The 25,911-nt window shown below is 62.3% G+C and carries 24 protein-coding genes; 20 read left to right on the top strand and 4 right to left on the bottom strand.

Translation table 11 applies throughout. The annotated features are described in order from the left end of the window. The first annotated feature begins 10 nt into the window (after positions 1 to 10). From LQ144_RS00120 to LQ144_RS00085, 8 genes are all read left to right on the top strand, one after another. Positions 11 to 769, top strand: coding sequence for a glucose 1-dehydrogenase (locus LQ144_RS00120; RefSeq protein ID WP_230116544.1), 759 nt, complete (start codon positions 11 to 13; stop codon positions 767 to 769). Between the two features lie 42 nt (positions 770 to 811). Next, complete coding sequence (locus tag LQ144_RS00115; RefSeq protein ID WP_230116543.1) at positions 812 to 1,735, top strand: SDR family NAD(P)-dependent oxidoreductase; 924 nt, start codon at positions 812 to 814, stop codon at positions 1,733 to 1,735. Between the two features lie 76 nt (positions 1,736 to 1,811). After that, positions 1,812 to 2,555, top strand: coding sequence for an NAD(P)-binding domain-containing protein (locus LQ144_RS00110; protein ID WP_230116542.1), 744 nt, complete (start codon positions 1,812 to 1,814; stop codon positions 2,553 to 2,555). Positions 2,556 to 2,597: 42 nt separating this feature from the next. Beyond that, positions 2,598 to 3,788, top strand: coding sequence for an acetyl-CoA C-acetyltransferase (locus LQ144_RS00105; protein ID WP_230116541.1), 1,191 nt, complete (start codon positions 2,598 to 2,600; stop codon positions 3,786 to 3,788). Between the two features lie 24 nt (positions 3,789 to 3,812). Next, positions 3,813 to 4,421, top strand: coding sequence for a nuclear transport factor 2 family protein (locus LQ144_RS00100; protein WP_230116540.1), 609 nt, complete (start codon positions 3,813 to 3,815; stop codon positions 4,419 to 4,421). Continuing rightward, positions 4,414 to 5,334, top strand: coding sequence for an SDR family NAD(P)-dependent oxidoreductase (locus tag LQ144_RS00095; protein WP_230116539.1), 921 nt, complete (start codon positions 4,414 to 4,416; stop codon positions 5,332 to 5,334). The genes LQ144_RS00100 and LQ144_RS00095 overlap by 8 nt, the downstream gene beginning before the upstream one ends. Further along, positions 5,331 to 6,953: an FAD-dependent monooxygenase gene (locus LQ144_RS00090; RefSeq protein ID WP_230116538.1), complete on the top strand. Its 1,623-nt coding sequence runs from the start codon at positions 5,331 to 5,333 to the stop codon at positions 6,951 to 6,953. Before LQ144_RS00095 ends, LQ144_RS00090 begins: the two co-directional genes overlap by 4 nt. Before the next feature lie 209 nt (positions 6,954 to 7,162). Continuing rightward, positions 7,163 to 7,978 (top strand): enoyl-CoA hydratase-related protein, encoded by an 816-nt coding sequence (locus LQ144_RS00085; protein WP_230116537.1) that lies wholly within the window; start codon positions 7,163 to 7,165, stop codon positions 7,976 to 7,978. A 168-nt stretch (positions 7,979 to 8,146) separates the two neighbouring features. On the opposite strand, the gene LQ144_RS00080 is transcribed toward LQ144_RS00085, so the two are convergent. Further along, positions 8,147 to 9,022 (bottom strand): isocitrate lyase/PEP mutase family protein, encoded by an 876-nt coding sequence (locus tag LQ144_RS00080; protein WP_290369685.1) that lies wholly within the window; start codon positions 9,020 to 9,022, stop codon positions 8,147 to 8,149. A 175-nt stretch (positions 9,023 to 9,197) separates the two neighbouring features. On the opposite strand from LQ144_RS00080, the gene LQ144_RS00075 reads away from it, so the two are divergent. The 3 genes from LQ144_RS00075 (at position 9,198) to LQ144_RS00065 (ending at position 13,152) form a co-directional block, all read left to right on the top strand. Further along, the gene (locus LQ144_RS00075; RefSeq protein ID WP_230116535.1) at positions 9,198 to 10,025 is read left to right on the top strand and encodes a crotonase/enoyl-CoA hydratase family protein; all 828 of its coding nucleotides are present in this window, start codon (positions 9,198 to 9,200) and stop codon (positions 10,023 to 10,025) included. Positions 10,026 to 10,292: 267 nt separating this feature from the next. Then, the gene (locus LQ144_RS00070; protein ID WP_230116534.1) at positions 10,293 to 11,549 is read left to right on the top strand and encodes a Xaa-Pro peptidase family protein; all 1,257 of its coding nucleotides are present in this window, start codon (positions 10,293 to 10,295) and stop codon (positions 11,547 to 11,549) included. 76 nt (positions 11,550 to 11,625) lie between these two features. Beyond that, entirely contained in the window at positions 11,626 to 13,152 is a 1,527-nt protein-coding gene (locus LQ144_RS00065) for a CocE/NonD family hydrolase (RefSeq protein ID WP_230116533.1), read from the top strand. Here the strand turns inward: LQ144_RS00065 and LQ144_RS00060 are convergent. Beyond that, positions 13,138 to 13,959, bottom strand: coding sequence for an IclR family transcriptional regulator (locus LQ144_RS00060; protein WP_230116532.1), 822 nt, complete (start codon positions 13,957 to 13,959; stop codon positions 13,138 to 13,140). The genes LQ144_RS00065 and LQ144_RS00060 overlap by 15 nt on opposite strands. A gap of 119 nt (positions 13,960 to 14,078) precedes the next feature. On the opposite strand from LQ144_RS00060, the gene LQ144_RS00055 reads away from it, so the two are divergent. From LQ144_RS00055 to LQ144_RS00025, 7 genes are all read left to right on the top strand, one after another. Continuing rightward, positions 14,079 to 14,675 carry a VOC family protein gene (locus tag LQ144_RS00055; protein ID WP_230116531.1) on the top strand — a complete coding sequence of 199 codons (597 nt, stop codon included), beginning with the start codon at positions 14,079 to 14,081 and terminating at the stop codon, positions 14,673 to 14,675. Continuing rightward, on the top strand, positions 14,676 to 16,802 hold the full coding sequence (locus LQ144_RS00050; protein WP_230116530.1) for an acetate--CoA ligase family protein: 2,127 nt from the start codon (positions 14,676 to 14,678) through the stop codon (positions 16,800 to 16,802). Next, positions 16,799 to 17,950 carry a MaoC family dehydratase N-terminal domain-containing protein gene (locus LQ144_RS00045; RefSeq protein ID WP_230116529.1) on the top strand — a complete coding sequence of 384 codons (1,152 nt, stop codon included), beginning with the start codon at positions 16,799 to 16,801 and terminating at the stop codon, positions 17,948 to 17,950. Before LQ144_RS00050 ends, LQ144_RS00045 begins: the two co-directional genes overlap by 4 nt. Before the next feature lie 246 nt (positions 17,951 to 18,196). Beyond that, complete coding sequence (locus LQ144_RS00040; protein ID WP_230116528.1) at positions 18,197 to 19,897, top strand: NAD(P)/FAD-dependent oxidoreductase; 1,701 nt, start codon at positions 18,197 to 18,199, stop codon at positions 19,895 to 19,897. A 386-nt stretch (positions 19,898 to 20,283) separates the two neighbouring features. Then, positions 20,284 to 21,033, top strand: coding sequence for an SDR family NAD(P)-dependent oxidoreductase (locus LQ144_RS00035; RefSeq protein ID WP_230116527.1), 750 nt, complete (start codon positions 20,284 to 20,286; stop codon positions 21,031 to 21,033). 75 nt (positions 21,034 to 21,108) lie between these two features. Next, positions 21,109 to 21,648: a flavin reductase family protein gene (locus tag LQ144_RS00030; protein ID WP_230116526.1), complete on the top strand. Its 540-nt coding sequence runs from the start codon at positions 21,109 to 21,111 to the stop codon at positions 21,646 to 21,648. Between the two features lie 35 nt (positions 21,649 to 21,683). Beyond that, positions 21,684 to 22,226, top strand: coding sequence for an NUDIX domain-containing protein (locus LQ144_RS00025; RefSeq protein WP_230116525.1), 543 nt, complete (start codon positions 21,684 to 21,686; stop codon positions 22,224 to 22,226). Here the strand turns inward: LQ144_RS00025 and LQ144_RS00020 are convergent. Continuing rightward, positions 22,214 to 22,564, bottom strand: coding sequence for a helix-turn-helix domain-containing protein (locus LQ144_RS00020; RefSeq protein ID WP_230116524.1), 351 nt, complete (start codon positions 22,562 to 22,564; stop codon positions 22,214 to 22,216). The two genes, LQ144_RS00025 and LQ144_RS00020, sit on opposite strands and share 13 nt — an antisense overlap. Before the next feature lie 153 nt (positions 22,565 to 22,717). Here LQ144_RS00020 and LQ144_RS00015 point away from each other — a divergent pair, with 153 nt between their 5' ends. After that, positions 22,718 to 23,434: an NADPH-dependent F420 reductase gene (locus LQ144_RS00015; RefSeq protein ID WP_230116523.1), complete on the top strand. Its 717-nt coding sequence runs from the start codon at positions 22,718 to 22,720 to the stop codon at positions 23,432 to 23,434. A gap of 238 nt (positions 23,435 to 23,672) precedes the next feature. Next, positions 23,673 to 24,212, top strand: a complete 540-nt coding sequence (locus LQ144_RS00010) for a nuclear transport factor 2 family protein (protein ID WP_230116522.1) — start codon at positions 23,673 to 23,675, stop codon at positions 24,210 to 24,212. 96 nt (positions 24,213 to 24,308) lie between these two features. Here LQ144_RS00010 and LQ144_RS00005 read toward each other — a convergent pair whose 3' ends face one another. Further along, the gene (locus tag LQ144_RS00005) at positions 24,309 to 25,811 is read right to left on the bottom strand and encodes an NAD-dependent succinate-semialdehyde dehydrogenase (protein ID WP_230116521.1); all 1,503 of its coding nucleotides are present in this window, start codon (positions 25,809 to 25,811) and stop codon (positions 24,309 to 24,311) included. Between the last annotated feature and the right edge of the window lie 100 nt (positions 25,812 to 25,911).

The raw sequence follows: 25,911 nt of genomic DNA, 5'->3' as shown, positions 1-25,911 counted from the left end.
GGAGAAACTGATGATGAAGGATAAAGCCGGACTCGTCACCGGCGCGGGCTCGGGCATTGGCCGGGCTGGTGCCCTGGCGTTCGCAAAGAACGGCGCGCGCGTAGTGGTGTCCGATATTGATGAGGCAGCCGGGCGCGAAACGGTGGAGATCATCGAAGCATCCGGTGGGAAGGCTGTCTTCTTCCAGTGCGATGTCAGCGACGAGGAGCAGGTCAAGGCCCTTGTCGATGCGACGGTGTCGAACTTCGGGCAGCTGGACTTCGCTTTCAACAATGCCGGGATGAACGGCGTCTTCGCACCAATTGGGGAGACCGACAGCGCGACCTGGGACCGGGTCATGAAGGTGAACCTGTACAGCACCTTCTACTGCCTGAAGCACGAAGTCAACGCGATGCTGAAGACCGGAGGCGGTGCGATCGTCAACACTGCTTCTGCTGCGGGCCTCGTCGGAATCGCCAACAACGCCCCGTATACCGCCTCGAAGTTCGGCGTTGTCGGGATCACGAGGAACGCGGCGATGGACTACGGCCCCCTGGGCATCCGGATCAACGCCCTCACACCCGGATCGACGACAAGTCCCATGATGAAGAACGCTTTCGAGCAGAACCCGCCCGAATTCCGGGAAAGGATTCTGTCGGCGATTCCGATGCGCGGGCTGGCCGAACCCGAGGATCAGGCAGATGCCGTTGTGTGGCTCTGCTCTGACCAGGCCCGCATGGTTACCGGAATCTCCCTGGCGGTCGACGGCGGCTGGCTGGCCGGAAAGTAAGTGGCACTGCCATCCGGTTCAAAGAAATGGAGCAACTGAAAAATGACTAATCTTGATTTCAAGGGCCGGGTGGCAATCGTCACGGGCGCAGGACAGGGAATGGGCCGCGAGCACGCAAAGATGCTTGCCTCCCGCGGGGCCCGGGTGGTCGTCAACGACGTCAACGCGGCGAACGCGGCCGAAGCTGTGGCCGAAATAGCCAACGCAGGCGGCACCGCAGTGGTGGACAGCCATAACGTCGTCACCGAGGCGCCTGACATCGTCCAGACCGCACTCGACTCCTATGGGCAGCTCGACATCGTGGTGAACAACGCCGGAATTAATGCGTTCGGCCGCTTCTGGGAGATGGAAGCCGATACGTGGTGGCGCATCTTCGACGTGGCCGTCAAAGGCGTCGTCGGAGTCTCGCGCGCAGCCATGCCGCACCTCATTGCCTCAGGCAGTGGCCGGCTTATCAACATCTCGTCGAACGGTGTCATGGGTGTGCCGACGGACTCGGCTTACAACGCTGCCAAGGCCGCGATCTGGGGTCTTGGTATCACCCTCGCGGCAGAGGCCCGCGAGGTCGGAGTTCAAGTCACGACCCTGATGCCGGTTGCCTTGACACCGATGACGGAGGACGCCTTCCCCAATCCCGTCGTCAAGGACGCCATGCGCACGAATGTTCCGGCGAGCTCGGTGTCTGCTTTCGTCACGTGGCTAGCACACCAGGACACGACAGTTTTCGGAGAAACGTTCGAGATCGCCGGAGTCGCAGCCGGTCGCGTGGCGATTGCCGGCATGCCGCGTATGAAGGTCGAAGCCCCCACGCCCGAGAGTTGGGCCTACAGCGGGGAGGCGCTCATGAAGGACGGCGAGCTGCGGGCATTCCGCAACGCGAGTGAGTCGTTCCGCGACCAGATGGTGTACTTGGCGCCCGAACTGGACGCGGTGCTCCCAGCCGACGCAGCAGATGTGTCGAGGTGACGGCGACGCTGCATAACCGTCCCTCAGCGGCAAAGTCACGGCCAACATTGGCTCTCAACTCAAAACAAGGATTCTCATGAAGATTGGCATTCTAGGAGCAGGTTCGATAGGCGCGACACTCGCCCGCAAACTGAGCGGGGCAGGCCATGATGTTAAGGTTGCGAATTCCCGCGGCCCCGAAACCATCAGTTCCGACATTGTGGCAGCGGGAGCCCGACCAGTAGAGGCAAGCAGCGCTGTCAGGGACGTCGATGTCCTCATCACGTCCATGCCGCTCAGCCGGATGCCCGAGGTCAAAACCCTTATCACCGAACTCCCGGCCAACGCCGTCATCATCGATACGTCCAACTACTACCCCCAGCGTGATGGGCGGGTGGAAGCCCTGGAAGACGGGCAGGTCGAAAGTGTCTGGATTACCGAGCAGCTCGGGCGCCCGATTGCGAAGGCCTGGAACGCCATCACGGCCGAGTCCTTCGAGGCCTATGGAAGAAAAGATGGGGATCCCGACCGGATTGCCATCCCTGTGGCCGCGGATCGCGATCGCGACAAGGCGGTAGCAATGGCCCTCGTCGAGGAGACCGGGTTTGACGCGGTCGACGCCGGTTCCGTGGCGGACTCCTGGCGCCAGCAGCCCGGAGCGCCCGGCTATTGCACCGACTTTACGCGCCAGGAGTTGCCCGGGGCCCTTGCTGCCGCTGATAAGGCCCGGCTCCCGCAGCGACGGGACATCGCGCTTGCCGCCATCACAGAACGGTTCCCGGACTATTCGGAAGTCACCGCCGACTACCTTGTCCGGCTTCATCGGGCCATCTACAGCTGAACCCGTGACAATTCACCGTCGGCCGCAGGCCAAGGAGCAGAAGTGAACCGTAAGGAAGATGTAGTCATCGTGGGAGCTGCCCGGACTCCCCAGGGCAGGTTGATGGGCCAGCTCGCCACGGTTTCCGCCGTCGAACTGGGCGGCATTGCAATCGCTGCGGCACTGGACAGGGCAGGCATCAGTGCTGATGTTGTTGACTGCGTTGTCATGGGCCAGGTGATCCAGGCAGGGGCTGGCCAGAACCCTGCACGGCAGGCAGCAGTAGCCGGGGGGATACCGCTCGCTGCCCACGCTGTCACCGTTAATAAGGTGTGCCTGTCCGGGCTGAGCGCGATCATCGAAGCCAGCCGGCTGCTCCAGCTTGGAGAAGCGGAAGTGATCATCGCCGGCGGACAGGAATCAATGAGCAATGCCCCGCATCTGCTTCCCGGTTCACGCGCCGGGCACTTGTACGGGGACGCTGTGCTGACGGACGCCCTTGCCCGCGACGGACTCACAGATGCCTTCGACCACGAGTCAATGGGCCTCAACACTGATCGTGCCAATGACTTACTCGGCATCGGGCGGGCCGAGCAGGACAAGGCCGCTGCAGACTCCCACCGGCGGGCAGCAGCAGCCCAGGACGCAGGGTACTTCGATACGGAAATAGTTCCGGTCAAGGTGCCGCGTCGTCGGGGAGCGCCTGAACTGGCAGGCAGCGACGAAGGTGTTCGGCCGGACAGCAATGAGGAGTCCCTCAGCAAGCTCCGGCCGGCGTTTTCCCCCGCGGGTACCGTGACGGCAGGCAACGCCTCGCCGCTCACTGATGGCGCTGCCGCCATCGTCCTGACCACGCGCGGCTATGCGGAAGCCCGCGGTTTAGACGTCGTGGCGGTACTTGGGGCGCATGGACAGATCGCAGGCCCGGACACATCACTGCCGGACAAACCAGCCCAGGCCATTACGAAGGCCCTCGGAGTCGCAGGTTGGACCGTGGAGGAGCTGGACTTCGTGGAGATCAATGAAGCGTTCGCCTCCGTGGCGCTCCACTCGGCGGCGCAGCTTGGAATCGGGATGGACAGGGTCAACGTCAACGGCGGTGCCATCGCTCTCGGACACCCCATCGGTGCCTCCGGGGCACGCGTTGTCGTCTCGGCTGTGTACGAACTCCAGCGCCGCGGAAGGGGCAAGGCCGCGGTGGCGCTCTGTGGTGGAGGCGGGCAGGGCGAGGCACTGCTCCTGTCCCTGAGCTGATAGATGACTGGAGTATTTGAACCCATGAAGGAGGCTCCGACGAACACCGGCAACCCCGCGGACTGGGCCGGCGAACTGGAGCAACTGCGGGTCCTCGTTGCCAAGCAGGATTTGAACGAGAACATGATCCGCTATTGCCGGGGCATGGACCGCAAGGACCTTGACCTGATGAAGTCCACCTACTGGCCTGATGCGACTGAGGATCATGGCATGTTCGTGGGCCCGTCCCATGACTTCTGCGACTGGGTGTATTCCATGCGGCGGGAGTCCTCCCACAAGGCCAGCCACTACGTCACCAACATGCTCATTGAACTGAACGGCAACCAGGCCAAGCGTGAAACGGCCTTTATCTACTTGGCCCTGCCGGCCGACGGCGGCCCTACCGACCTGCTGTTTGGCCGTTACCGGGATCTGTGCGAGCGGCGCGAGGGGGAGTGGAAGGTGCTCGCGAGGACTTGCGTCTGGGACGGGGCGCAGCGACTCGCCCCGGAAGCGGACGTCGCCGAGCTGTTCGGCATCCCGCCCACGTCCAACTTCGGTGACCGCTATCCGCGCGATCCGAGCTATGCCACGGATTGGGGAAAAGCATCCCCGGTCCAGACTACGAATGCAAAGGAGCATCTCCATGACTAGCGATCAAATCCTCGCTGGGAAGCACGTCCTCATCACCGGTGCCGGCCGCGGCCTCGGCGAGGCGTATGCACGCGCGGCCGCAGCGGAAGGCGCCCGCGTGGTCGTCTCCGACATCAATGCCGAAAGCGCTGAGGCAGTGGCCGAGTCAATCAACCGCGAGGGCGGCGAAGCATTAGCCGTCGCGGCGGACGTCACCGATTGGGACAGTTGCCAGCAGCTGGTCGCTGCTGCCGTGGAACGCTTCGGGAAGCTGGACGGCCTGGTCAACAATGCCGGGTACCTGGAGACGGTGACTGCCGGGCAGGAGACCCAGGAGCATATTCGCCGCCACGTCGACATCAACGTCTGTGGCACCTACTTCATGTCAGTTCACGGCCTCGCGGCCATGGAGGGACGGGGATCGATCGTCAACGTGACCTCGGGCGCGGTTGCGGGCCTTCGGATGATGAGCGCCTATGCTGCAGCCAAGGCGGCGATCGCCTCCTTGACCTTCGCCTGGGCAACCGAGTTCGGCGCCGAAGGTGGAGACATCCGGGTCAACGCCATGGCGCCCCACGCCGACACACCGATGATGACGGCAGGGACCGAGGCGTACACGAAGTTCTTCGGCGGCAACCCCGTCGCGCCGCCGCCTTCCACTAACGCTCCAGTGGTGTTGTATCTCCTGTCCGACCTCAGCAAGGGAGTAAACGGCCAGGTGGTCCGCTTTGCGAACGGGCATGACCTGATGCTGCTGTCTCACCCAGCCATTGTCGACTCCGCCCTCACCCGCGAGACATGGACGGCCCTTGATGTCAGCGCCGCGTTCGATGACGTGCTGCGCGCCAGGATGCAGCCGTGCGGCCAACTGACGTACATGGACTCCCGCATCACGGAGCCCGAGCTGACGGAGTTTGCAGGAGTGAGCCAGTGAACGAGCCGAACGGACCCGCCAGGCGCAGTGTCGATGTCGTGATTATCGGAGCCGGTCCGGTCGGGCTTTCGGCGGCGATCCTCCTGGGACGGTTTGGCGTCGACACGCTCGTGGTAGAGCGGCGGACCGAGCGGTCGCGCCACCCCAGGTCCCGGGCGGTCAGTTGCCGCACCATGGAGGTGTTTCGCGAACTCGGCCTCGCTGACGAAGTGCGGGCAGCCGCGCTTCCCGGCGGACCACGCCGCCTGCTGGGAAGCGATGCCGTATCGCCGTGGCGTTCAGTGGTCACCAGCAACGGGACTGCGAATGGACCCGTGGACACCACCCTCGGTCCGGAGACCCTGGACGTGGTGCTGTGCTCCCAGGACGTGCTCGAACCCATCCTCGTTGACGCGGCGCAGGCCCAGGCCAGCGTCAGCATCGAGTTTGGCAAGACGGTGTCGACGGTAAACGACACAGGGTCAGAAGTCCTCGTGTCGGTAACCAGTGACAGTGGCCCGGAGGACGTCGCCGCGAAGTATGTGATCGCGGCCGATGGCGCCGCGAGCCAGGTACGCACTGACTTGGGGATCGGGACCACGGGCGATCAGGACCTGCAGACGGCGGTGAGCGTGCTGTTCCGTTCGCCTGTTATCCAACGCCGCACTGGCGATCCGTCGAGCTTTATCTATCTTGATAATCCGGACACGATTGGGGCTGTCGTGATCGCTCCTGTTGATGCGACCGACCGGGTGGCGATGCTGGGCCGACCGCTGGTCATGGACAGGATGCCTTTCGAGGACATCGACTGGACGACCCAGATACGGGACGCGATCGGGGACCCCGACGAGTCGGTGGAGTTGATGGACGCCCGGACCTGGACCGTGGGCGCGTGGGTGGCCGACCGCTACCAGTCCGGCCGGGTCCTGCTCGCCGGAGACGCGGTGCACGTCATGCCTCCTTACGGCGGGTTCAACCAGAACACCGGCATTCAGGACGTCCACAACGTCGCCTGGAAGCTAGCGGCCGTCCTCAAAGGCTGGGCGGATCCTGCCCTACTGGATACCTACGAAGTGGAGCGGCGGCCCGTCGCGGTGTTCAACATGGCCGAAGCCGTCCGCAACTTCCGGTCCATTGTGGGCAACGCCGATGAAGGCCCGCGCTCCTTCCGTCCGGAAAACTTTGTGCACCCCGGCCTGGACATCGGATTCCGCTACGACCATGGAGCAGTTGCCGGAGCCACATCGCCGGATGCCGGCTGGCCCGTGGGAACCTTCACCCCGACTGCCGCCGTGGGTGAACGCGCACCACATGTTTGGATCAATGCTGAGGGCACTGTCTCAACGCTTGACTTGTTCGGACGTGAACTGACTATCCTTGCGCGCTCCGGTTCGGAGCCTGCACGGGAGGCAGCGCGGCGTGCAGGGATCCACGGCATTCCATACAGCTTGGTGACGTTCGGGCACTTGGGGGACTTCGTTGCTGCCGAGGCTGAATGGGCGGCTGCTTATGGCGTTAGCGGGGACGAAGCCATCCTTGTGCGGCCCGACGGCCACGTGCTTGCCCGCCTGGACGGCAGCGACCCCCGCGCCGTGGACCGCGCCCTCCTTGCTTACGCCGGCCGGACCCCAGCTCCATGATTCCGGTGGAACTCGACCTGCCCCCGCCGGGAGGTAGATGACAGGGTCCGAACACATCGCTATTCCCGGCGCTATTTTTGGATCTCAACTATTGAGAACTTGCGTCATTTGTATATAAGGTTCATATTACGAGAGTACGGCCAGTGGCCGGACAAAGTCGTGATGTAGCCGCAACTCATTGCTCAATCACAGAAATAAGGAGATTCACGATGGCGTGGATAACGTTTGATGACTACAAGGACAAGTACCAGCACATCAAACTGGAACGAGATGAAGACGGCATTCTGCTTGTCACGTTCCACACCGATGGCAGCGACGTCGTCTGGGGTGTAGGAGTCCATGACAACGTTTCATCGCTCTGGGATGACATCAGCAGGGACCGGGGGAACCGCGTTGTCATCATCACCGGGGCGGGCGACACCTTCATCGACAAGGAAGCCCCGATTGACAACAAGAACTGGGTCACGCCCGAAATCTGGCTCGGACTCCATCACGACGCCAAGCGCCTTGTGCTGGGCCACCTCGACATCGAAGTCCCGATGATCGCCGCAGTGAACGGTCCCGCAAGGTATCACAATGAGCAGGCGCTGCTTTGCGACATCGTCATCGCTTCCGAGGATGCTGTATTCGCCGATCATGCACACTTCTCCCAGGGGAACATTCCTGGCGACGGGATGCAGATTATCTGGCCGCTGGTCATAGGTTTGAACCGCGGCCGGTACTTCCACCTCACCGGCCAGGAGATCACTGCACAGCAGGCCTACGAATGGGGTGCCGTGAACGAAGTGGTGCCCAAGGATCAGGTAGTCACCAGGGCATATGAACTTGCACGGATGCTGGCTGCGAAGCCTACGCTGACGCTGCGCTCCACGCGGATGCTGATGGTGAACGAGCTCAAGAAGACCATGAATGACGCGGTCAGCCACGGAATGATGACCGAGGGTCTTGTTGCCATGGGCGAAGGCTGGAATCCGACTCCGCTCACCGGACCGGAACTCGCTGCAGGCGTCAAGACGCCCGCCTGACGCAAACGGAAGCGCCGACGACTTGAGATGTCGTCGGCGCTTTCTGCTCTTGCTTAACTGCCCTGACCAAGGGCGTTGGATGTTCGCAACGCGAAACGCTGTGAACGACGAAACCGTTCCTGGCAGGAACCAAAGCCCGGCCAGGAACGGTTGCGCCTGGAAGGTCCGTCAGGAATAACCGAAGTGGCGGGCCCGGCGGGCCCACTCTGCCGCATCGATTGCTTCCATGATCGGTAGGTAAGCGCCGCCTTCCGCTTCACCCTCGAGCAACTCACCACGCGCCAGGAGGGACAGATTCTCGCGAAAGCCTGCCACGGCCCCATTTACTGTGTTGATGACCAGCAGCATTTTCACGCCGGCGTCTTCGAGTTCCTGACGCTCCTCCAAGGTGGGATTCTTCACGGTCACCATGACGTACTTGCCAGGGACGACTGCCGAGAGTTTGGGCAGATCGAGAAGGGGGAAGCCGCACGGATAGAGCATGTCTGCGCCGGCGGCAGAATAGGCGGCCATGCGTTCAGCGAGATTGTCGAAGCCAAAGCGGCTGGCGTCCGAGCGGGCCACGATCACCGTGTCCGGGGACGTCCGGGCTTCCACGCAAGCACGGATGATGTCGCTCATCTCCTCGACGCTGCGGAGCTTGAGTTGCGGTTTCCAGCGCTCACCGCCGTCTTTGGGTGTCCAAAAGTGCTTCGTCGCGGGCACCATGTCTTCGACGAGCAGGGCCGCCACGCCGGCTTGCTCGGCAAGCTGGACGCCGCGGAATGCTTGAAGAGGCGATCCTCCTGCGTCATCGAAGTCGAGAATGAGCGGCAGATCGGTGACTGCCGTGATGCGCCTGCCGGCTTCGATAAGTTCTCCCTGGGAGATGAAGCCGTTATCCGGCACCCCGTAGTGGAAGTTGGAGTACGTGCCCCCGGCGATGAGCACGACGTCGAAGCCGGCTTGCTCAATCAACTTCGCCGAGAGTGCATCGTAGGCGCCCGGCGCGATGATCATTTTGGAGTCCGCAAGCAGTTCCCGGAGTCTTTGTGCAGGTTTCATGGGCTTTTTCCCTTCTTTTCGTCGGAGTTTATGGCTACGACGGGAAAGAGTTTTCGCGGAACGTAGCAGTGCTACTATCGTATCACGCTAATTACATTCACCATTTGAAAAAGCGCAGACAAAGGAGTCAGCACCTTGTTGCTCTCTCCTCATCAGTACGACCTAAAGGATGACCATGCAACAGACCAAGCCCCAAGAGGCAGTAAGCACCAACGTCAGTGAGCCAAGCGTTCAGGTCAGCAACTCCGGAGGAGTTCGCGTCATAACGATTACCCGTCCGCACAAGCGGAATGCGATTGACCGGCCCACTGCCCTGGCGCTTGCGGCTGCGTTCGATGAGTTTGATGCCGATGATTCTGCAAGTGTCGCCATCCTCACCGGTGCAGGCGGATATTTCTCGGCGGGCGCTGACCTCGTATCGGTTGCAGCGGGGGATGTCCCGGTGCTTGAGGGACGTGGCTTCGCCGGCATCACCCGCCGGCCGCCGGTGAAACCTGTCATTGCCGCCGTCGAAGGCTACGCGTATGCAGGGGGATTCGAGCTTGCCCTTGCATGCGATTTGATCGTGGCCAGCTCAACGGCGTCGTTTGCCCTGCCCGAGGTGAAGCGCGGACTTATCGCCGCCGGTGGCGGACTGCTCCGCCTGCCGGACCGTATGCCTTATCACATCGCGATGGAACTGGCACTGCTGGGGGAGCCAATCACTGCGGCACGCCTCGCCGAACTCGGTCTCATCAACAGGCTGACGGACCCGGGCGAAGCGCTCGATACGGCGCTCGAACTCGCCGACAAAATCCAGCTCAATGGTCCCGTTGCAATGAAGACTGCCAAGCGCATCATTACGGAGTCGCGGTATGCGGCGGCGGAGGCGCGGTTCGCTGCCCAGGAAGAAATCGTTGCTCCCCTGCGAAGTGGACCAGAAGCGCGAGAGGGTGCCCTGGCTTTCGTGGAACGGCGCGACCCGGCCTGGGTCGTTGCTGCACAAGGCAATCACAGCGACTGAATATGAAATCTGGAAGTCTGGCGTGGCTTCCTACGTCATTGGCGTTCTATTCCGTGCCGCTCAACATCCGGCGGCTCATAGCGTTATCTCAGAACAAAGGTCGGCCGAGCTGCCGAATTACTGACATCAACGAACATTCGGTGGGCCTTCCCCAACATTTGCGGAATGCTCGTGGCTCACGGAAGGACCGACCGCATCGCCGCGGACGGAGCCAAACCTCGGCCGCGGACCACCGATCAGTACAAAACATGAAAGGCCAAGGCTACGATGCCCGAAAACCACCAGAAATTGCACTTCGGACCGGCGCGTACAGAACTGCACGTAGGCGTTGATCTGGACCGGATGCGCCGCGAACGCGCTGACCGTATGCGGGCACTGATGCGTTCGAAGGGTATACCGGCGCTGCTGCTCACCGGCGCGGACAACGTGCGTTATCTGACGGGTTTTTGGTGGGGGGAATTCTCGCTCCAGGTCGGCTACGCACTGTTCTTCGCAGATGACGAACCAATTGTTTTCGCGCCGGCGGGATCCCTGCAGCAAATGCCCGACCAGGCTCCCTGGATCAAGCACTGGCGCCCAGCCATCTCCTGGCTTGGCGGTGTGGCGCCCAGTTCTGCCATTGCCGAACTGTCGGCCGTTTTCGCAGCACAGATTCGCGATGAGCTTGCCGCACGGTCCCTCGCGGGCGAGCAGCTGGCAGTCAGCGAAATCGATGAGCCAGGTATGAATGCGCTGGCCGATGCCGGAATCGAGACGATCCCGGGGCTCCCGCTGTTGCTCGAATGCTCAACGATCAAGACCGCAGATGAAATCTCCTGTATCTCGATGGCGGCGAGCTTGAGCACTGCCGGGTTCGAGGCGACGCGGGCCGCACTGCGGCCCGGAACCAAGCAGGCCCAGATTGCTTTGATGGCCCGTCGCGCCATTGAAGATGCCGGCGCGGAAGTGGGAGCTGCCCGCCTGCTCTCCGGACCGCTGTCATTCCCCCGGGGGATCAGCGGGGGAGACCGGATCGTTGAGCACGGTGATCTCGCGTACTTGCTCACCTGCGGAACTTCCTACATGGGGTACACCGCGTGCCTCTACCGCCAGTACGTCGTCGGCCGCGCTCCCACCTCAGCCGAGCGCTCGTCCTATACGAAGCTGACGGACCGTCTGGATCTGGCGATGTCGCTCATGAAACCAGGCGCCAGCACAGCTGACGTGGCCGCCGTACTTGCACCCGCGGAAGACCTCGGTTTTCCGTCCGAGGCGGAATGCTTCAGCATCGAACTCGGGCACGGAATCGGACTCGTTAACGCAGGATCGCGGGCAATCCACTACAACCCTCCGACTATCACGCGCTCGTGGTCGCTTGATCATCCTGAGGAGATCAAAGAAGGCATGGTCATTGCCATCGAAGGGATCGAAGGGGAGCACCGGGTCGGAGGTGTACGTCTCGAGAACCTCGTTGTCGTCACGGCCAATGGTGCGGAACTGCTTGACCACTACCCGCGTCTCGACATGGTCCAAACCGCCGGGTGAGCATCCCAGCCGATGCGAAAGCAACACAGCGAAGGTTGCCATGAACCTCATAGTTGAAAAGCACGTCCCTATCGCAATGCGCGACGGCGTTACTCTCTCCGGAGATGTGTATCGGCCAAGTGAGGGGGAACCCCGCTCCACAGTGCTGATACGGACGCCTTATTGCAAAGATGACCCAGCGCATGCCAACACGTGGATTAATGTCCTGCGCGCCGTGGAATGCGGATGGGTGGTGGTGGTTCAGGACGTACGGGGCCGGTTCCGAAGCGAGGGCCAGTTCGTACCTTTTGTGAATGAAGCCGATGATGGTGTTGACACTATCCAGTGGGTGCGCGAACAGCCCTGGTCGGACGGCAACGTGGGTATGGCAGGAGGCTCGTACGTAGGGATCAGCCAATGGCTGGCGGCAGCGAGGAATCCTGAAGGCCTCATTGGTATCGTTCCCGCTGTGACCGCCGACGACGTCCATTCCGGCTGGCTTTATGAGGACGACAACGTGGTGCTGGGATTCCTTGCACACTGGGTATCGATTCTCCTGGCCAGCAGCGGAATGGACGAGGAAAGCCGACCGCGGATCGCAGCCCTGGAGCGGAACGTCGCAGAGGGGCGCATCCGCACCTTCCACCAGCTGGTCGAGGAAGCCGGGGAATTCGCGCCCTATCTGCAGGACTGGCGGGATAGAAGCCGTTCCCTGGTGGATCCCGAGCTGGCCGGGCGCGTTGCCGTCCCCGCCTTAGTCATCGGAGGATGGTTCGACATCTTCCTTCGAGGAACGGTAGCCAGTTTTGTCCGCCGGAAGGCCGCCGGGACACAAAATCCCCACGATCGCCTGTTGGTTGGGCCGTGGGCGCATGGACTCATGGGCGGCTGGTTCCCGACCCGCTTCTTCGGTCCGGCATCCTCCTTCGACAGCCTCGACCCGACGGCGCTCCAACTCGGTTGGCTGGAGGAAGTGCGTGATGGCCTCAACCAATCGGAGTATCCCGTAAGGGTGTTCGCCATGGGGGCTGATGAATGGCGAGGCTTTTCAAGCTGGCCACCTGAAAGCGCCGAGCGGGTGCACCTTCGACTACACCCCAGCACCATCGAGCACCCCACACCCAGCATGGCTGCCCGGACGGCGTCGTTATTGGATTCCCCCGTCCCGACGATCGGCGGGCGGACATTCTTCCCCGGCTACAAAGTGGGTGCCAACTCGGGCCCGCGCTTGTTGGAGGCATTGCATGCCCGTAATGACGTGCACGCCTTCGTTTCGGAGCCATTGGATGACGATATCGAAATCCTGGGCACTGTCACGTGCCGGCTCAAGGTGACCGCAGCTGGCCCCACACCGGTCGTCGTCAAGCTGGCAACGCTTGACAGTACAGGTGCCCCTGAGTTGCTGTGCGAGGGATCGTCGTACAGCAGGACGGGCGCTGGAAACGCGGAGTCAATCAGCGTGGATCTTGGTTCCACTGCGGTCCGGGTGGCGAAAGGCATGCGTTTGTGCGCCTATGTTGCCACGTCGGATTTCCCCCGCTTGGAGGACGGGCCCCGGACATCCTTGAACGTTTGTGCGGACGAGGGGCCTGTGCTGGAACTTGACGTTCTACGGCTGGGTTGAGTCGCCTTCTTCGTCGTCCAGACGGCGGGCTTCCATCAGGGCATCGAGGCATTGCTGGAAGTGTTGCTCGTTGGTAAAGCGATGAAGCGGAACCGTAATAGACAAGGCGGTGCGGGGGCGCTGTGATCCTTCAAAGATTGGAACTGCCATGCCGCAGACGCCCAGGACGTATTCCTGGTGGTCCAGTGCGTAACCACGTGACCTGGTTAACTCGAGGTCGGCCAAAAACTCAGGAAGGGTGGCGATCGTGTGCTCGGTTCGTCTGGTGAGTTCACCATCGACGGAGCGGACCCGTTCCAGTTGTGATTCCGGACCGAAGGCGAGGAGGGCCTTCCCGGAGGCGCGTGCATGAATGTCGCCGGAAACACCGACCCGCAGGTCCGCCACCCTGACGGCGCGGCTGCCTTCCTCCACGGCAACTACGGTGACCGTGCCTCCCTGCCACGCGGACAAATAGGCGCTTTCGCCAGTAGCCTCAACCACCATCTTCAAGAGACTCAGTGCCAGGGGCGAGGGGCGCCAGTCTTCTTCCACCCGCGAACTCAGATCCAGGATTTTCCCGGCAGCGAGTTTGTAGGTGCGCTCGTTACGTTCCAGGTAACCGGCATGTACAAGTGTCGCCAGCAAATGCGACGTCGTCGCAATGTGCAGGTTTACTGCGCTCGCGATGGATTGAGCCCGCATTGGCTCCTTCGACGCCGCAACGACATCAACGATGTTGAGCGCACGGGCAACCGACTGGACCAAGTCCTTCGGTGCTTCCGTGTCGATGGACGGTTTAACGGCTGTCTTAGTTGTACTTGCCATGCGGAAATCATACGCACATGGCGAAAGAAGGGCCACAAAACCACGGAAAGGGTCCCTGGGCGCAGGGGCAACACTTCATCCGTTGACAGCAGCCAGAAGGGTAGCGTAGTTATTACATTATGAAAGCAACTATCACACAGAGAGAGTTCAGGGATACTGGCAACGGTGCCACGCCCCGTGCGGCCAAGGACTTTGGAGACCTGCCGGAGGCCCATTCCGCAGGTCCTGTTCCGATCGGAAGCGTGGGGCAGGTGGGAATCCTCGTGCCGGACCTGGACGAGGCCATCGATCTGTACGGACGCGCCTTCGGCATCGAAGAGTGGAATTGTTACCACTACGACCAGGAGTTCATGCCCTGGTCGCGTTTCGGCGCCGAGGAAGGCGCTTTCGCGATGCGCCTTGCCATGGGCGGTTCCAATCCCCAGATCGAACTCATCCAGCCTTTGGCCGGCCCAAGCATCTACCACGAGTTCACTGAGCAGGGCCGCAGCGGCCTCCACCACCTGGGTGTATTCGTGGACAACCTGGATGCGGCGATCAGGCTTATGGAGGATGCCGGATACCGGGTCACCCAAACCGCGCGCGGTTATGGCCAGGGCGGCGACGGCGGATTCGCCTACTTTGACACCGACCGTGATCTCGGCGTGGTGGTCGAGGCAATAGAAATTCCGGCTATTCGAAGGCCGGCGACCGTGCGACGGACTGGAGGAATGTAAATGTTGGATAGCAAGGCTGTTCTAAGCCCCGTGCGCATCGATAACCCGTTGAAAGCAGAGAGCGTGGCCGTGGTTGGCCCCTCGCGGGACCCGTGGAAGACCTCGGGCCGGACGCTTGATTACCTCTCCCGCCTCGGATTTGAGGGGCGGTACTACGCAGTCAGCAGTGTGCACAAGGAAGTGCTCGGTGTACCTACGGTGGAGACGCTCTCCGACCTCCCCGAGGTGCCCGACGTCGCCGTCCTCGTGGGACCCGCTGACAGGGTCATCGAGGATCTGCGTGAGTGCGTGGCGCTCGGCGTCCCCTTTGCGGTAGCGTTCGCCGCCGGCTTCGGTGAAACCGGCCGGTATGACCGCGATGAGCTGCTCCGTGCGGAGTTGGCCAAGGGCACTACCCGACTCATCGGTCCTAACTGCATCGGCTTTATGCACGTGGGCCGGTCGCTGACCGCAACCTTCTCATCAGTTCTGCAACGCGGCGAGATTCCGACTGGTCACGTGGCGATGTTCAGCCAGAGCGGTGGACTGGGAAATGCGCTCATGCAGTCCCTCGCGGCACGCGGTGCCAGCGGATTGAGCGCCTGGGCCAGCTCGGGGAACGAGATTTCGACGGGCTTTACCGACTGGGCACAGTGGCTGGGCGCTGATCCGGACACGCATGTCCTCACCTGCATCGTCGAGAGCTTCAGCGCAAACGATGATCTTGAGGCCGCTGCAACCGCTGCGGGGGATCGCGGCATCCCGGTCATCGTCCTAAAGCTGGGGCGGTCCACCCGCGGCGCGATGAGTGCCCAGTCCCATACCGGCAAACTTGCAGGCAGCGGCCGCGTCGCTTTAAGCGTCCTCCGCCACCGATTCGGAATGGTGTGCACCTCGCCGGAGCAACTCCTTGACCTGACCGAGACCTTCGACGTCTTCCACGGGCGGCTCTCGGACCGCGACCAGGAGCTCACCGTCGTCACCACCTCCGGCGCCCAGGTGGGGCTGTGGAACGACCTGGCCGACGACCGTGGCCTGGCGTTCCGCGATCTTGAACCGGAAGCGCTCCACTCAATAGGTGACGCGGTGGGCAGCAATCACCTCGGCAATCCCATCGACGTCGGAGTACAGTCAACGACCGGCGACTACCTGCGCATCGTTGAGCGCGTTCTCACCACGACGCCGGGCGGGTGGGTTATCGTGACGGCGACCCGGCTCGCGCACGACTTCGATGAGCTGGCGGCCGGTATCGCCGCTATGACCATACCGGCGGAAATACGTGTCATGGTGGTCCCGCTGTCCGAGGACGACCGGGTCACCGCGGCCCAGGCCGGAATCCTGCGCAAGGCAGGAGTCCTGTCCCTGCCCACAGCCGGGCGGGCACTGGATGCCGTCGCGGCCGCATCCTCTTGGGCGCAGGTCCAACGCACCCGTGCCAACCGTGGCGATCTGGTGGGGGCGGCGCTGAAGGCGGTGACAACGGGCGGGACGTACAATCTGACGTGGCGGGACGTGGCCGAATCCCTGGCCAAGTCCGGCGTTCCTGTACCGGCAAGCCGCGCCGTCCGTGATGTCGATGGCGTCGTCCGGGCTGCCGAGGAGATCGGCTTCCCGGTAGCGATCAAAATCGATGATGCCGAGATCCTTCACAAGGCAGACGCCGGAGGTGTCTTCATCGGCGTCAATGACGCCGACAGCGCCCGCGCGGCAGCCTCCCAGCTCACCTCCATCCAGGGGGAGGCCGCGACGATCTCCGTCCAGGCGATGGCGCCAGGGAAGACCGAAGTCCTCGTAGGGCTCCGCCGCGATCCAGAGTTCGGTCCAGTCCTCGTCATTGGCGCGGGAGGCGGGATGACTGAGGCGATTGACGATATCAGCATCCTTCCGCTGCCAGTGTCCCGGCCGGAAGTCCGCCAAGCGATCTCTGACGCGCGCGTCGTGGCCACCAGCCTTCGGGGGGAGGCCGGCGGGGAGACCCTCGACACGCTCACCACTACAGTGATGGACATTCTTGGCTGGGCGGAGCAGCAGGGGAACATCCACGAGTTCGAGTTCAATCCGATCCTCGCGGACCCGGCAACAGCAACCGTCACTGTCGTGGATGCTGTTGTATCGGTCCACACCACCTCGTCAGGACCAACACCATGACCACCGCCACTGCGGCTGGCGTACCTGCAAAGCAGATCACCGATGAAGACGTCTCCTACATCAAGAGCTTCATCGGTAAGTCAGCCGTTGTTGTGCAATGGAATGAGGAAGCCAGCACCGACTCCATCCGCCACTACGCCTGGGGGATCGGTGACGAGAACCCTCTGTGGCTGTCCGATTCGTACGCGCAGACAACGCGGTACGGCACCCGGATCGCGCCACCCACATTCCTCTACTCCGTGTGTGACGCCGAAGTCGCGATGGGGATGTCGGAGGGCATCCAGGCTATCCACCTCGGTGCCGACCTCGACTTGCGCCGGCCGATTCGCCTGGGTGAGCGGGTCCGCGCCAGGGCTTTCGTCGAAGACGTCCGTGAACGCGTGGGCCGCCGCTCCGGCCGCCTCGTGGAGCAGGTGGGGCGCACCGATTACTTCGTCGGCGAGGAACTTGTCGGGATCGTCCGCAATACGATCGTTTGCGTGGCCCGAAGTTCCGAGGGCCAGCGGATGCACGAACCGCGCGACCCCCATGTCTACACGGATGATGAGAAGGAACAGATCCGAGCCGCGATCCTGGCTGAGGAGATCCGCGGCCAGCGCACGCGCTCTGCGGAGACGGTGTCCGTCGGCGACCTTGTACCGCAGGTAGTCAAGGGTCCGCTCGACCTCATCACCATGACCGCCTACTATGCCGGAGCAATTGGTACCGCCGGCTACCGCGGGGTGGAGACCCGCGTGCGCCAGCAGGAGAGGGTGAGGAACGGGGACCCGAGTGCACCGACGAACCTCGGTCCCGAGCACTTCCTCTCCGAGCCCTTTCCGAGCCTGGGGCACCAGGATGCTGCAATGGCGCACGCGATCGGCATGCCGGGCGCGTACGACAACGGCAACCAGCGCGTCTCGTGGATGGCACACTGCGTGACCAACTGGATGGGGGACGATGCGGATCTCGTGTCGCTTTCGGTGCGCATCAAGCAGCCAGGTGTCTTCGGTGACACCCAGTGGATCGGAGGCGAGGTCACCCGCGTGTTCCGGGACGAGGACCACGGAGCGTGCGCTGAAGTCACGATGAAGGCCATCAACCAACTAGGTGTGGAAACCACGAGTGCCGTAGCGGTCGTGTCGCTGGCCGAGACCCGGAGCAGCTGACCCGCGCACGGGCGAAGTGTGAATAACTGACGCATTTTCCCGCCTTATTGGCGTCCATTGCCATGCCGGTCATTACCCGGCGGCTCTTAGCGTTATTTGTGAACGAAGCTCGGCGAAGCAGCCGACGCACTGACATCAAAGGAGATCCGGTGGGCTTTTCAAAAGTACGGAACCAGGATGGGTTGTTCCATCCAACGAGTGGTGACGCCAGTGACCAGTGAAGACGCGCGTCCAGGGAGCGAAGCCATGTCAAACAACCACATCCAGAACCCCCCGGGTGAGACTGAGGAATATTCCGTCGTTGTTATCGGCGCGGGCATGGGGGGCATTTACGCGCTCCACCGGTTTGCAGACCTGGGACACGACGTACACGGCTTCGAGGGAGCAGCCGGGGTCGGGGGCGTCTGGTATCACAACGCCTACCCCGGTGCCCGCGTGGACCTGGAGAGCCACAGCTACGCCTTCATGTTTGATCCCGAGCTCTACGCGGGATGGGACTGGAGCGAGCGGTACGCCGCACAACCCGAAATCCTCCGGTACTTGAACTACGTGGCGGACCGCCTCGATGTGCGCCGCAACCTCTCACTAAGCACCTGGGTGACGTCCGCCGATTGGCAGCCCCAGGAGAACAAGTACCTCATCAAGACCAATACCGGCCGGACGGTTTGGGCCCGCTATCTGGTGATGGCGACGGGACAGCTCTCCAAGCCGCGGAAGCCGGACTTCCCGGGACTCGATGATTTCGAGGGGGAGTGGCATCAAACCGCCCACTGGCCCCAGACCCCCGTTGAGATTGCAGGCAAGCGCGTGGCCCTCATTGGAACAGGATCTTCGGGTGTGCAGGCTGCCACGGAGATCGCCAAAACAGCCGGGCACCTCTATGTCCTGCAGCGCACCCCGAACTACTCGATCCCTGCACACAACGGGCCGGCGGACAGGAGGAAGAAGGCGCGCCTCAATAAAAAGGTTCTGCAACTGCGTGACGAGTCCTACAACTCCCCGGTCGGCTACGTCATGCAGGGCTTTGCCGGTAAGGCTTCAGACTTCTCCGAGGAACAGCAGCAGCAGATTCTCGAGTCCAGATGGGCGTTCGGGGGCCAGACCCTGCTCGGAACTTTCTCCGACCAGGGGACGAACATCGACGTCAACAACGTCGTCGCAGAGTTCGTCCGCGGCAAGATCCGCGACATGATCGACGATCCCGAGACCGCCGAGAAGCTGATGCCTACCTCCTACCCGATTGGCATCCGTCGGCTCTGCATTGATACCGGGTATTACCCAATTTTCAATCAAAGCAATGTCAGTCTCGTTGACCTGAGAAGCGATCCGGTGGAGCGCATCACCAAGACGGGGATTAAGACCCGGAACAATGAGTACGAGGTTGACCTGATCGTTTTTGCCCTCGGCTTCGAGGCCTTTACGGGCGCCCTGGACCAGGCCAACGTCCGCAACGAGCACGGCCAGCAGCCGAGCGACCGGTGGAAGCATAAGCCGCAGACCCATCTGGGGGTCATGACGCATGGATTCCCGAACCTGTTTATGCTCACCGGCGCACAGAGCCCGAGTGTGCTTGCAAACTTCTTCGCGGGGAACAACCAACACGTTGACTTTGTGGCGGATATCATTGCGCACGCCGAAAAGAAGGGCGCCGTTCGCATTGAGGCCAGCCTTGAGGCAGAGCGGGAGTGGGGCGACCACTGCAATGAGATCGCGGCGCCGCTCCTGCGTCGGGCCGTGGACAACTATATGGTCCACGTCAACAAATACGACGGCTCGCGCTATTTCATCCCGTATGCCGGTGGCTTCGACAAGTACGTCAAGAAGGTCGAAGAAGTTGTCTCCGACGACTACCGCGGCTTCGTGTTTACGAAGGCTTTCGCACCTGGCAATTCAGGGCAAAGCGCGAACGAAAACCGGAGCCTTGACGCTGTTCTTGCGGCCAAGTAAATAGCCACCGGCCATTCCCCTTTGTTTCGGGAGGTGTAGTGCTCCCCGGAAGCCAGACTGTCATTCAGTTCCAGCTTCCGGGGAGCACTTTTATTCCTGGCTGCAGCGTGTTCGCCGAAGTACATCGCCAGCTCTAATGACTTGCCCTCACGGAGGACACACTTTGGCGCAGTTTCATTCCATGTTGGCGTTGATGGCCATCCCGGTGCAGCCCCGCCCGCTCTTAGCGTTGATTGTGGGCGAAGTTGGCAGGGAAAGCCTCCGCACTGAGATCAAAGGAGATCCCGTGAGCATCCCCAGTCCAAGACCCTCATCCCTCCGGTGACGCGAGGCCTGCCCGCGCCCGGCAGGTATGCCCACATCTACAAGGACATGAAGGAAAAACGATGAGCAACGTACTCGAAGGCAAGACCGCAATAATCACCGGTGCCGGCTCAGGCATGGGCTTGGCAACTGCCCGCCTGTTTCACCAGCAGGGCGCGAACATCGTCTTGGCGGATTTCTCGGGGGCCCAGGAGAAAACGGCTGTGGAGCTCGGAGATCGCAGCGTGCCCATCCAGGCTGACATCTCAAACACCGCAGACGCGAAGGCCATGGTCAGCCTGGCCATCAGCGAATTCGGCGGACTCGACATTCTGTGCAATATCGCGGGCGCCAATGCTCCGATGGTGCAGCACCATGAGGCGCTGGAATCCGACTTCGACAAGATGATCAACGTGAATCTCCGGGGTGCTTTCCTCACGATGAAGTTTGCCATTCCGGCCATGCTGGAGCGTGGCGGGGGATCGATAGTTAATGTGGCTTCAGCTGCAGCTTTGATGGGAACGCCTTTATACGGCAGTTACAGCGCTGCCAAGACAGGCCTCCTCGGGCTGACCCGCACCATCGCCCTCGAATACGCGGAGCAGAATATCCGCGCAAACTCCATCTGCCCTGGGCCCATCAGGACTCCAATGATGGAAGAGGCCCTGGCGGAAAACCCTGCCGCCGCGGACTATCTCATCAATATGGTTCCCGCACGTCGTGTCGGAACCGCAGAAGAAGTAGCCAATGCCGTCCTGTTTCTCGCCAGTGAGCAGTCTTCATACATTACCGGTGTCGCGCTGCCTATCGACGGCGGCCAGACCGCTGCGTAACCGTCCAGACGTATTCCGCCCGGGAGTGGTCAGAGAGCGATCACTCCCACGCGGCCACCGAGAGGAAGAAAACCCATGACCCAGAAGTCTATGACCCGGCCGAAGGTCAGTTCATTCGGCAATGACCCTTTGCTGGTGAGAAGCACGTTCGCACACTTTCCGTCAGGAGTGGCGGTGCTCGCGGTCGAAGCCGGCGACGAGAAGCATGCACTCGTCGCGTCATCGTTCATGGTTGGCGTGTCGCTCGAACCGTGCCTCGTCGCGGTAGCGGTGCAGAAGTCATCGGAGACATGGGAGCAGATCAAGAACGCCGCCTCACTCGGGGTTTCGATCTTTGGCAAGGGGCAGGGAAATCTGACCCGCAAGCTCGCAGGCAAGGACCGTGCTGCACGCTTTGAGCAGGTGGCCATCGACGTCGGTGAGGACGGAGCAGTGTTCATAGAAGATGCGGCGTTGTGGCTTGAGTGCTCGGTCCACGAGGTTTCAGAGGCCGGCGATCACTGGATGGCGCTGCTTGAGGTGAAGAAGCTCGGAGTGGGCGAAAACGAGCCGCTCATTTGGCACGGCGCCAAGTTCCGCGAGCTCGTCAACGCCCAGTCGATCGACGTCGTGTAGCAGACATAGCGGTTGCTGTGCGCTGGAAGGAGAATATGAGCGTCGTTGATGCGGCGTCCGCCGGGAGGTTTCCCTCGCGCGCTGCGCATGACATCCCCGCGGACCGCACCGTGATAGCGGCCGTCATCCAGTGGCAGGACAAAATTGCCCTGTTCAGAAGAAGCGGAAATCTTGGCCACGACAGTGGCCTTTGGCACTGCATTACCGGATTTATGGAAGCCGGGGCCACGCCTGAACAGCAGACTCTTGAAGAGTTGTTTGAAGAAGCAGGTCTGCAAACCAAAGACCTCCTGGGACTCCTGCCGGGACTGGACTTGGTGGTGGCTGACGGCTTGGGCAATCCGTGGCTCATCCATACCTTCACTGCCTTGACGTCCCGACGGCGGCTGAAGATCAATTGGGAAAACGACGCCTACCGGTGGACCGCTCCGCACAAGGCAAAGCGTTTCGCTAACCGCGTGGACTGGCTGGACAACGTACTCGATGCCACCGGTCATGTCCCGCGTACCGTTCCGGCACCTGAACCCGGGGTATCCCCGGGATGGATCCTGGGTGCCGCTCCAGGTCAGGAGGCCTGACGATCCCCGTGGTTGAAGTGGGCAGCCTCCTGGAGGATCAGTTTCAGCAGGCCGGGGAAGCGGACTTCCAGGTCATCGCTACGCAGCCGGCTCATGCGGCGGACACCGACGTCGTGCTGATGGATCACGCCAGCCTCACGCAGCACCCGAAAATGGCGCGTCCCGGCAGACTTTGTCACTGGCAGGGCAAAGTCGGTGCACGGAATATCCTCGCTGCTGCCAGCCAGCTTGATGACGATCCCCAGCCGCACCGGGTCAGTCACGGCCGCCATCAGGCGGAACAGGTCCAGTTCACTGACGTCAGGGTGCGTGAGGGGGTTGGAAGTTCGGCTCGCCATGTGCCCAGTCTATCGCTAAAACCGCCTATGTTTACGCTGACGCGAACATAGGATACGTTTAACGCCAGGCCCACCCACCAGTGCGTGCCATCAACGGGCCGTAGCTTTCAGGTTCCCGCCCCATCCACGACTCTCGACTGAGGAAACAAAAAAATGCCTACCCTTGGAATCATTGGCACCGGGAACATCGGTGCTGCCATCGCTCGTCTCGCCGTAAATGCCGGCATCCCTGTAGTGCTGTCCAATTCCCGCGGCCCGGAGACACTCGCCGGCCTCGTCTCAGAGTTGGGATCCCTGGCTTCCGGCGGCACCATTGAACAGTCCGCGGCGGCCGGAGAGGTTGTTGTGCTGTCCGTGCCGCTCACGGCGCATACCGCCATTCCCGCATCCCTGCTGGAAGGGAAGGCCGTACTCGACACCACCAATTACTACCCGTTCCGGGATGGAAGGGTGTCTGAGCTCGACGAGGAAAGGCTGACTACGAGCGAGCTCGTGCTGCGGCACTTTCAGGGAGCCGGCCTGACGAAGGCCTTTAACAACATCCTCGCGCACCACATCCCCCAGCTGGCGCGCCCCGCCGGCGCACCTGATCGCACCGCCCTGCCCGTGGCGGGCGATGACGCTTCCGCCAAAACCAAGGTCATGAGCCTTATCGAGCAACTGGGTTTCGATGCAGTGGACGCCGGTTCGTTGGCTGAGAGCTGGCGTTTCGAGCCGGAAGCCGGTGCCTACACCAGGCTTTACCTGGCGGACGCCGCCACTCCGGACGACCGCATGCTGGAAGCTCCCGCCGCACCTGTGTCCGCTGAGCGGCTGAGCGACGCACTGAAGCGTGCCGAACCGGTGCGGGTTGCCGCGCGCACCTTCTAAAACGGTTCCAGCCAGCTGGCCTTAGGGTCAAGCTTTTGACGGCGGCACTAAGGCCAGCGGGGCATACAGGCTCTTGCGAGGCGCCAATGGAGGCGGTCCCGGTGCCCGGCACCTGGCGTTGCTTCTTAACTGCCTGGCGCCCAAGATGCTACTCGTCCAGCAGCTCCGGCTTCTAGCGTTGTTTCTAACGAGGGCAGCAAGGACGCTGCCTGGCGTTTGGAGTAGAAAGTCTGGATATATGTCCCCCACAGATGCTCAACTGACTGAGTTGTATGACAAGCAAGCCCTCCATGACAACCTGATGCTGTATGCGAGGGGCGCGGACCGGCACGACCGCGAGCTGATGAAATCCACGTACTGGCCCGATTCATTTGATGACCACGGCGGCTACGTGGGAAACGGCCAGGAGTGGGCTGATGCTGCCATGACCTGGCACGACAAGATCCATAGCTGCAGCCACCACATTTCCAATGTCCTGTCCGAGATTGACGGCAACCGGGCCAAGCGCGAAAGCATGTTTATCTGTGTGGTCCCGTTCAAGGACCCCGAGGTGACAATGTTCCAGGCTGGCCGCTACCGCGACTTGTGTGAGAAGCGCGATGGCGTGTGGAAAATCCTTCATAGGACCTGCATCTGGGATTGGATCGACGTCCGGCCCGTCAACTCGGACTGGGACGTTGTGAATGTCCCTCGGGTCTCGCACTGGGGAGCATGGCATCCTGAGGACCCGATCTACAAGGACTGGGTGGACAGCCCGCCGACGGAATTCTCCCGGTAGCCCTGCACCCGCAACGGCTCGCGTTTTTGAACCAACAGTGAAGCGCCTGCCAGCCCCATTTACGGGGCTGGCAGGCGCTTTTGGCTGCTATGCGGGTTAGTTCACGTAGGGGTCGGCAATGCCGATGTATTGGGTGGTGGTGTATTCGGCGATGCCTTCTGAGCCGCCTTCGCGGCCGAGCCCTGATTGCTTGACGCCGCCGAAGGGTGCTGCGGCGTTGGAAATGACGCCCGCGTTGAATCCGACCATGCCGAACTCAATCTGCTCGGCAACGCGCAGGAGCAGGTTGAAGTCCCGGCTGTAGAGGTAGGAAGCGAGGCCGTATTCGGTGGCGTTGGCGAGCCGGATGGCGTCTTCCTCGGTTTTGAAGGTGGTGACGGGGGCGACGGGACCGAAGATCTCCTGGCCCAGGATCGCCGCATCGTTGGCCACGTTAGCCAGGACTGTGGGCTGGTAGAAGTACCCGGGACCGTCCACGGGTGCGCCGCCGGTGACGGCGGTGGCTCCGGCGTCGACGGCGGCACTCACCAGAGCGTGCACGTCCTCTCTTGCGCCGGCATCGATGAGCGGACCGACCTGCGTAGCGGGTGCGGTGCCGCGGCCGGTAGTGAGGGCGCCCATCGCAGCGGCGAACTTGGCAGTGAACTCGGCGGCGACGGATTCCTGGACCAGGAACCGGTTGGCGGCGGTGCAGGCTTCGCCCATGTTTCGCATTTTGGCGGCCATGGCACCTTCGACGGCTTTATCAAGGTCGGCGTCCTCGAACACGATGAAGGGGGCATTCCCGCCCAGTTCCATGGAGGTGCGCAGCACGTTCTGCGCCGCGTCGGCCATCAGGCGTTTGCCGACCGGGGTGGAACCCGTGAAGGAAACCTTGCGCAACCGCGGGTCGGCGAGCAGGGGCCCGGAAATGCCGGAGGCGGATGAGGAGGGAACGAGGTTGAGGACTCCGGCGGGCAGCCCGGCGTCGAGCATGGTCTGCGCGAAGTACTGGGCGGTGAGGGGCGTGAGTTTGGCGGGTTTGAGGACCATGGTGCAGCCGGCGGCGACGGCAGGGGCTACTTTGCGGGTGGCCATCGCCAGGGGGAAGTTCCAGGGCGTAATGAGCAGGCACGGCCCGACCGGTTTGTGTTGGACGAGGATTTTGTTCTTACCCTCGGGGCTGGTGAGGTAGCGCCCGTAATCGCGGACGGTTTCTTCGGAGAACCAGCGCAGGAACTCCGCCCCGTAGGTGACTTCGCCGCGGGCTTCGGCCAGGGGTTTGCCCATTTCCAGGGTCATCAGCAGGGCAAAGTCTTCGGCCCGTTCGGTGACCAGGTCAAAGGCCCGGCGGAGGATCTCGGCCCGCAGCCGGGGTGCGGTCCGCGCCCAGGACGCCTGGGCGGCGGCGGCGGCGTCGAGGGCGGCGACCGCGTCGTCGCTGGTCGCCGAGGCGAGTGTGGCGAGCACCTCCCCGGTGGCGGCATCGTGCACGTCAAACGTGCCGCCGTCGGACGCCGCCCGCCATTGCCCGCCAATCAAAAGGCCGGTAGGAACAGCGGCGAGCAATGCAGCTTCACGTTCGGGTGAAATGGCAGGGGAAAGCGCGGAGACAGTCATAAAGGGAAGTCCTTAGCAGTTGTAGGGGTTCGGCAGGCACAACACCGTTAGTGGCTGCCGGGGCGTGGGCGGGTTCAACCGGGCCGGAGGCTGGTGGGGG

The sequence above is a fragment of the Arthrobacter sp. Bi83 genome, assembly GCF_918698095.1.
Classification (GTDB): Bacteria; Actinomycetota; Actinomycetes; order Actinomycetales; family Micrococcaceae; genus Arthrobacter.
Note: the sequence above shows the minus strand (reverse complement) of the source record. Positions and strands in the feature narration are given on the sequence as shown.

Coding starts and splice junctions, on each gene's coding strand:
- LQ144_RS00120 (WP_230116544.1), top strand. CDS start 11: ATGATGAAGGATAAAGCCGGACTCGTCACCGGCGCGGGCTCGGGCATT.
- LQ144_RS00115 (WP_230116543.1), top strand. CDS start 812: ATGACTAATCTTGATTTCAAGGGCCGGGTGGCAATCGTCACGGGCGCA.
- LQ144_RS00110 (WP_230116542.1), top strand. CDS start 1,812: ATGAAGATTGGCATTCTAGGAGCAGGTTCGATAGGCGCGACACTCGCC.
- LQ144_RS00100 (WP_230116540.1), top strand. CDS start 3,813: ATGAAGGAGGCTCCGACGAACACCGGCAACCCCGCGGACTGGGCCGGC.
- LQ144_RS00095 (WP_230116539.1), top strand. CDS start 4,414: ATGACTAGCGATCAAATCCTCGCTGGGAAGCACGTCCTCATCACCGGT.
- LQ144_RS00085 (WP_230116537.1), top strand. CDS start 7,163: ATGGCGTGGATAACGTTTGATGACTACAAGGACAAGTACCAGCACATC.
- LQ144_RS00080 (WP_290369685.1), bottom strand. CDS start 9,022: ATGAAACCTGCACAAAGACTCCGGGAACTGCTTGCGGACTCCAAAATG.
- LQ144_RS00075 (WP_230116535.1), top strand. CDS start 9,198: ATGCAACAGACCAAGCCCCAAGAGGCAGTAAGCACCAACGTCAGTGAG.
- LQ144_RS00070 (WP_230116534.1), top strand. CDS start 10,293: ATGCCCGAAAACCACCAGAAATTGCACTTCGGACCGGCGCGTACAGAA.
- LQ144_RS00065 (WP_230116533.1), top strand. CDS start 11,626: ATGCGCGACGGCGTTACTCTCTCCGGAGATGTGTATCGGCCAAGTGAG.
- LQ144_RS00060 (WP_230116532.1), bottom strand. CDS start 13,959: ATGGCAAGTACAACTAAGACAGCCGTTAAACCGTCCATCGACACGGAA.
- LQ144_RS00055 (WP_230116531.1), top strand. CDS start 14,079: ATGAAAGCAACTATCACACAGAGAGAGTTCAGGGATACTGGCAACGGT.
- LQ144_RS00050 (WP_230116530.1), top strand. CDS start 14,676: ATGTTGGATAGCAAGGCTGTTCTAAGCCCCGTGCGCATCGATAACCCG.
- LQ144_RS00045 (WP_230116529.1), top strand. CDS start 16,799: ATGACCACCGCCACTGCGGCTGGCGTACCTGCAAAGCAGATCACCGAT.
- LQ144_RS00040 (WP_230116528.1), top strand. CDS start 18,197: ATGTCAAACAACCACATCCAGAACCCCCCGGGTGAGACTGAGGAATAT.
- LQ144_RS00035 (WP_230116527.1), top strand. CDS start 20,284: ATGAGCAACGTACTCGAAGGCAAGACCGCAATAATCACCGGTGCCGGC.
- LQ144_RS00030 (WP_230116526.1), top strand. CDS start 21,109: ATGACCCAGAAGTCTATGACCCGGCCGAAGGTCAGTTCATTCGGCAAT.
- LQ144_RS00025 (WP_230116525.1), top strand. CDS start 21,684: ATGAGCGTCGTTGATGCGGCGTCCGCCGGGAGGTTTCCCTCGCGCGCT.
- LQ144_RS00020 (WP_230116524.1), bottom strand. CDS start 22,564: ATGGCGAGCCGAACTTCCAACCCCCTCACGCACCCTGACGTCAGTGAA.
- LQ144_RS00015 (WP_230116523.1), top strand. CDS start 22,718: ATGCCTACCCTTGGAATCATTGGCACCGGGAACATCGGTGCTGCCATC.
- LQ144_RS00010 (WP_230116522.1), top strand. CDS start 23,673: ATGTCCCCCACAGATGCTCAACTGACTGAGTTGTATGACAAGCAAGCC.
- LQ144_RS00005 (WP_230116521.1), bottom strand. CDS start 25,811: ATGACTGTCTCCGCGCTTTCCCCTGCCATTTCACCCGAACGTGAAGCT.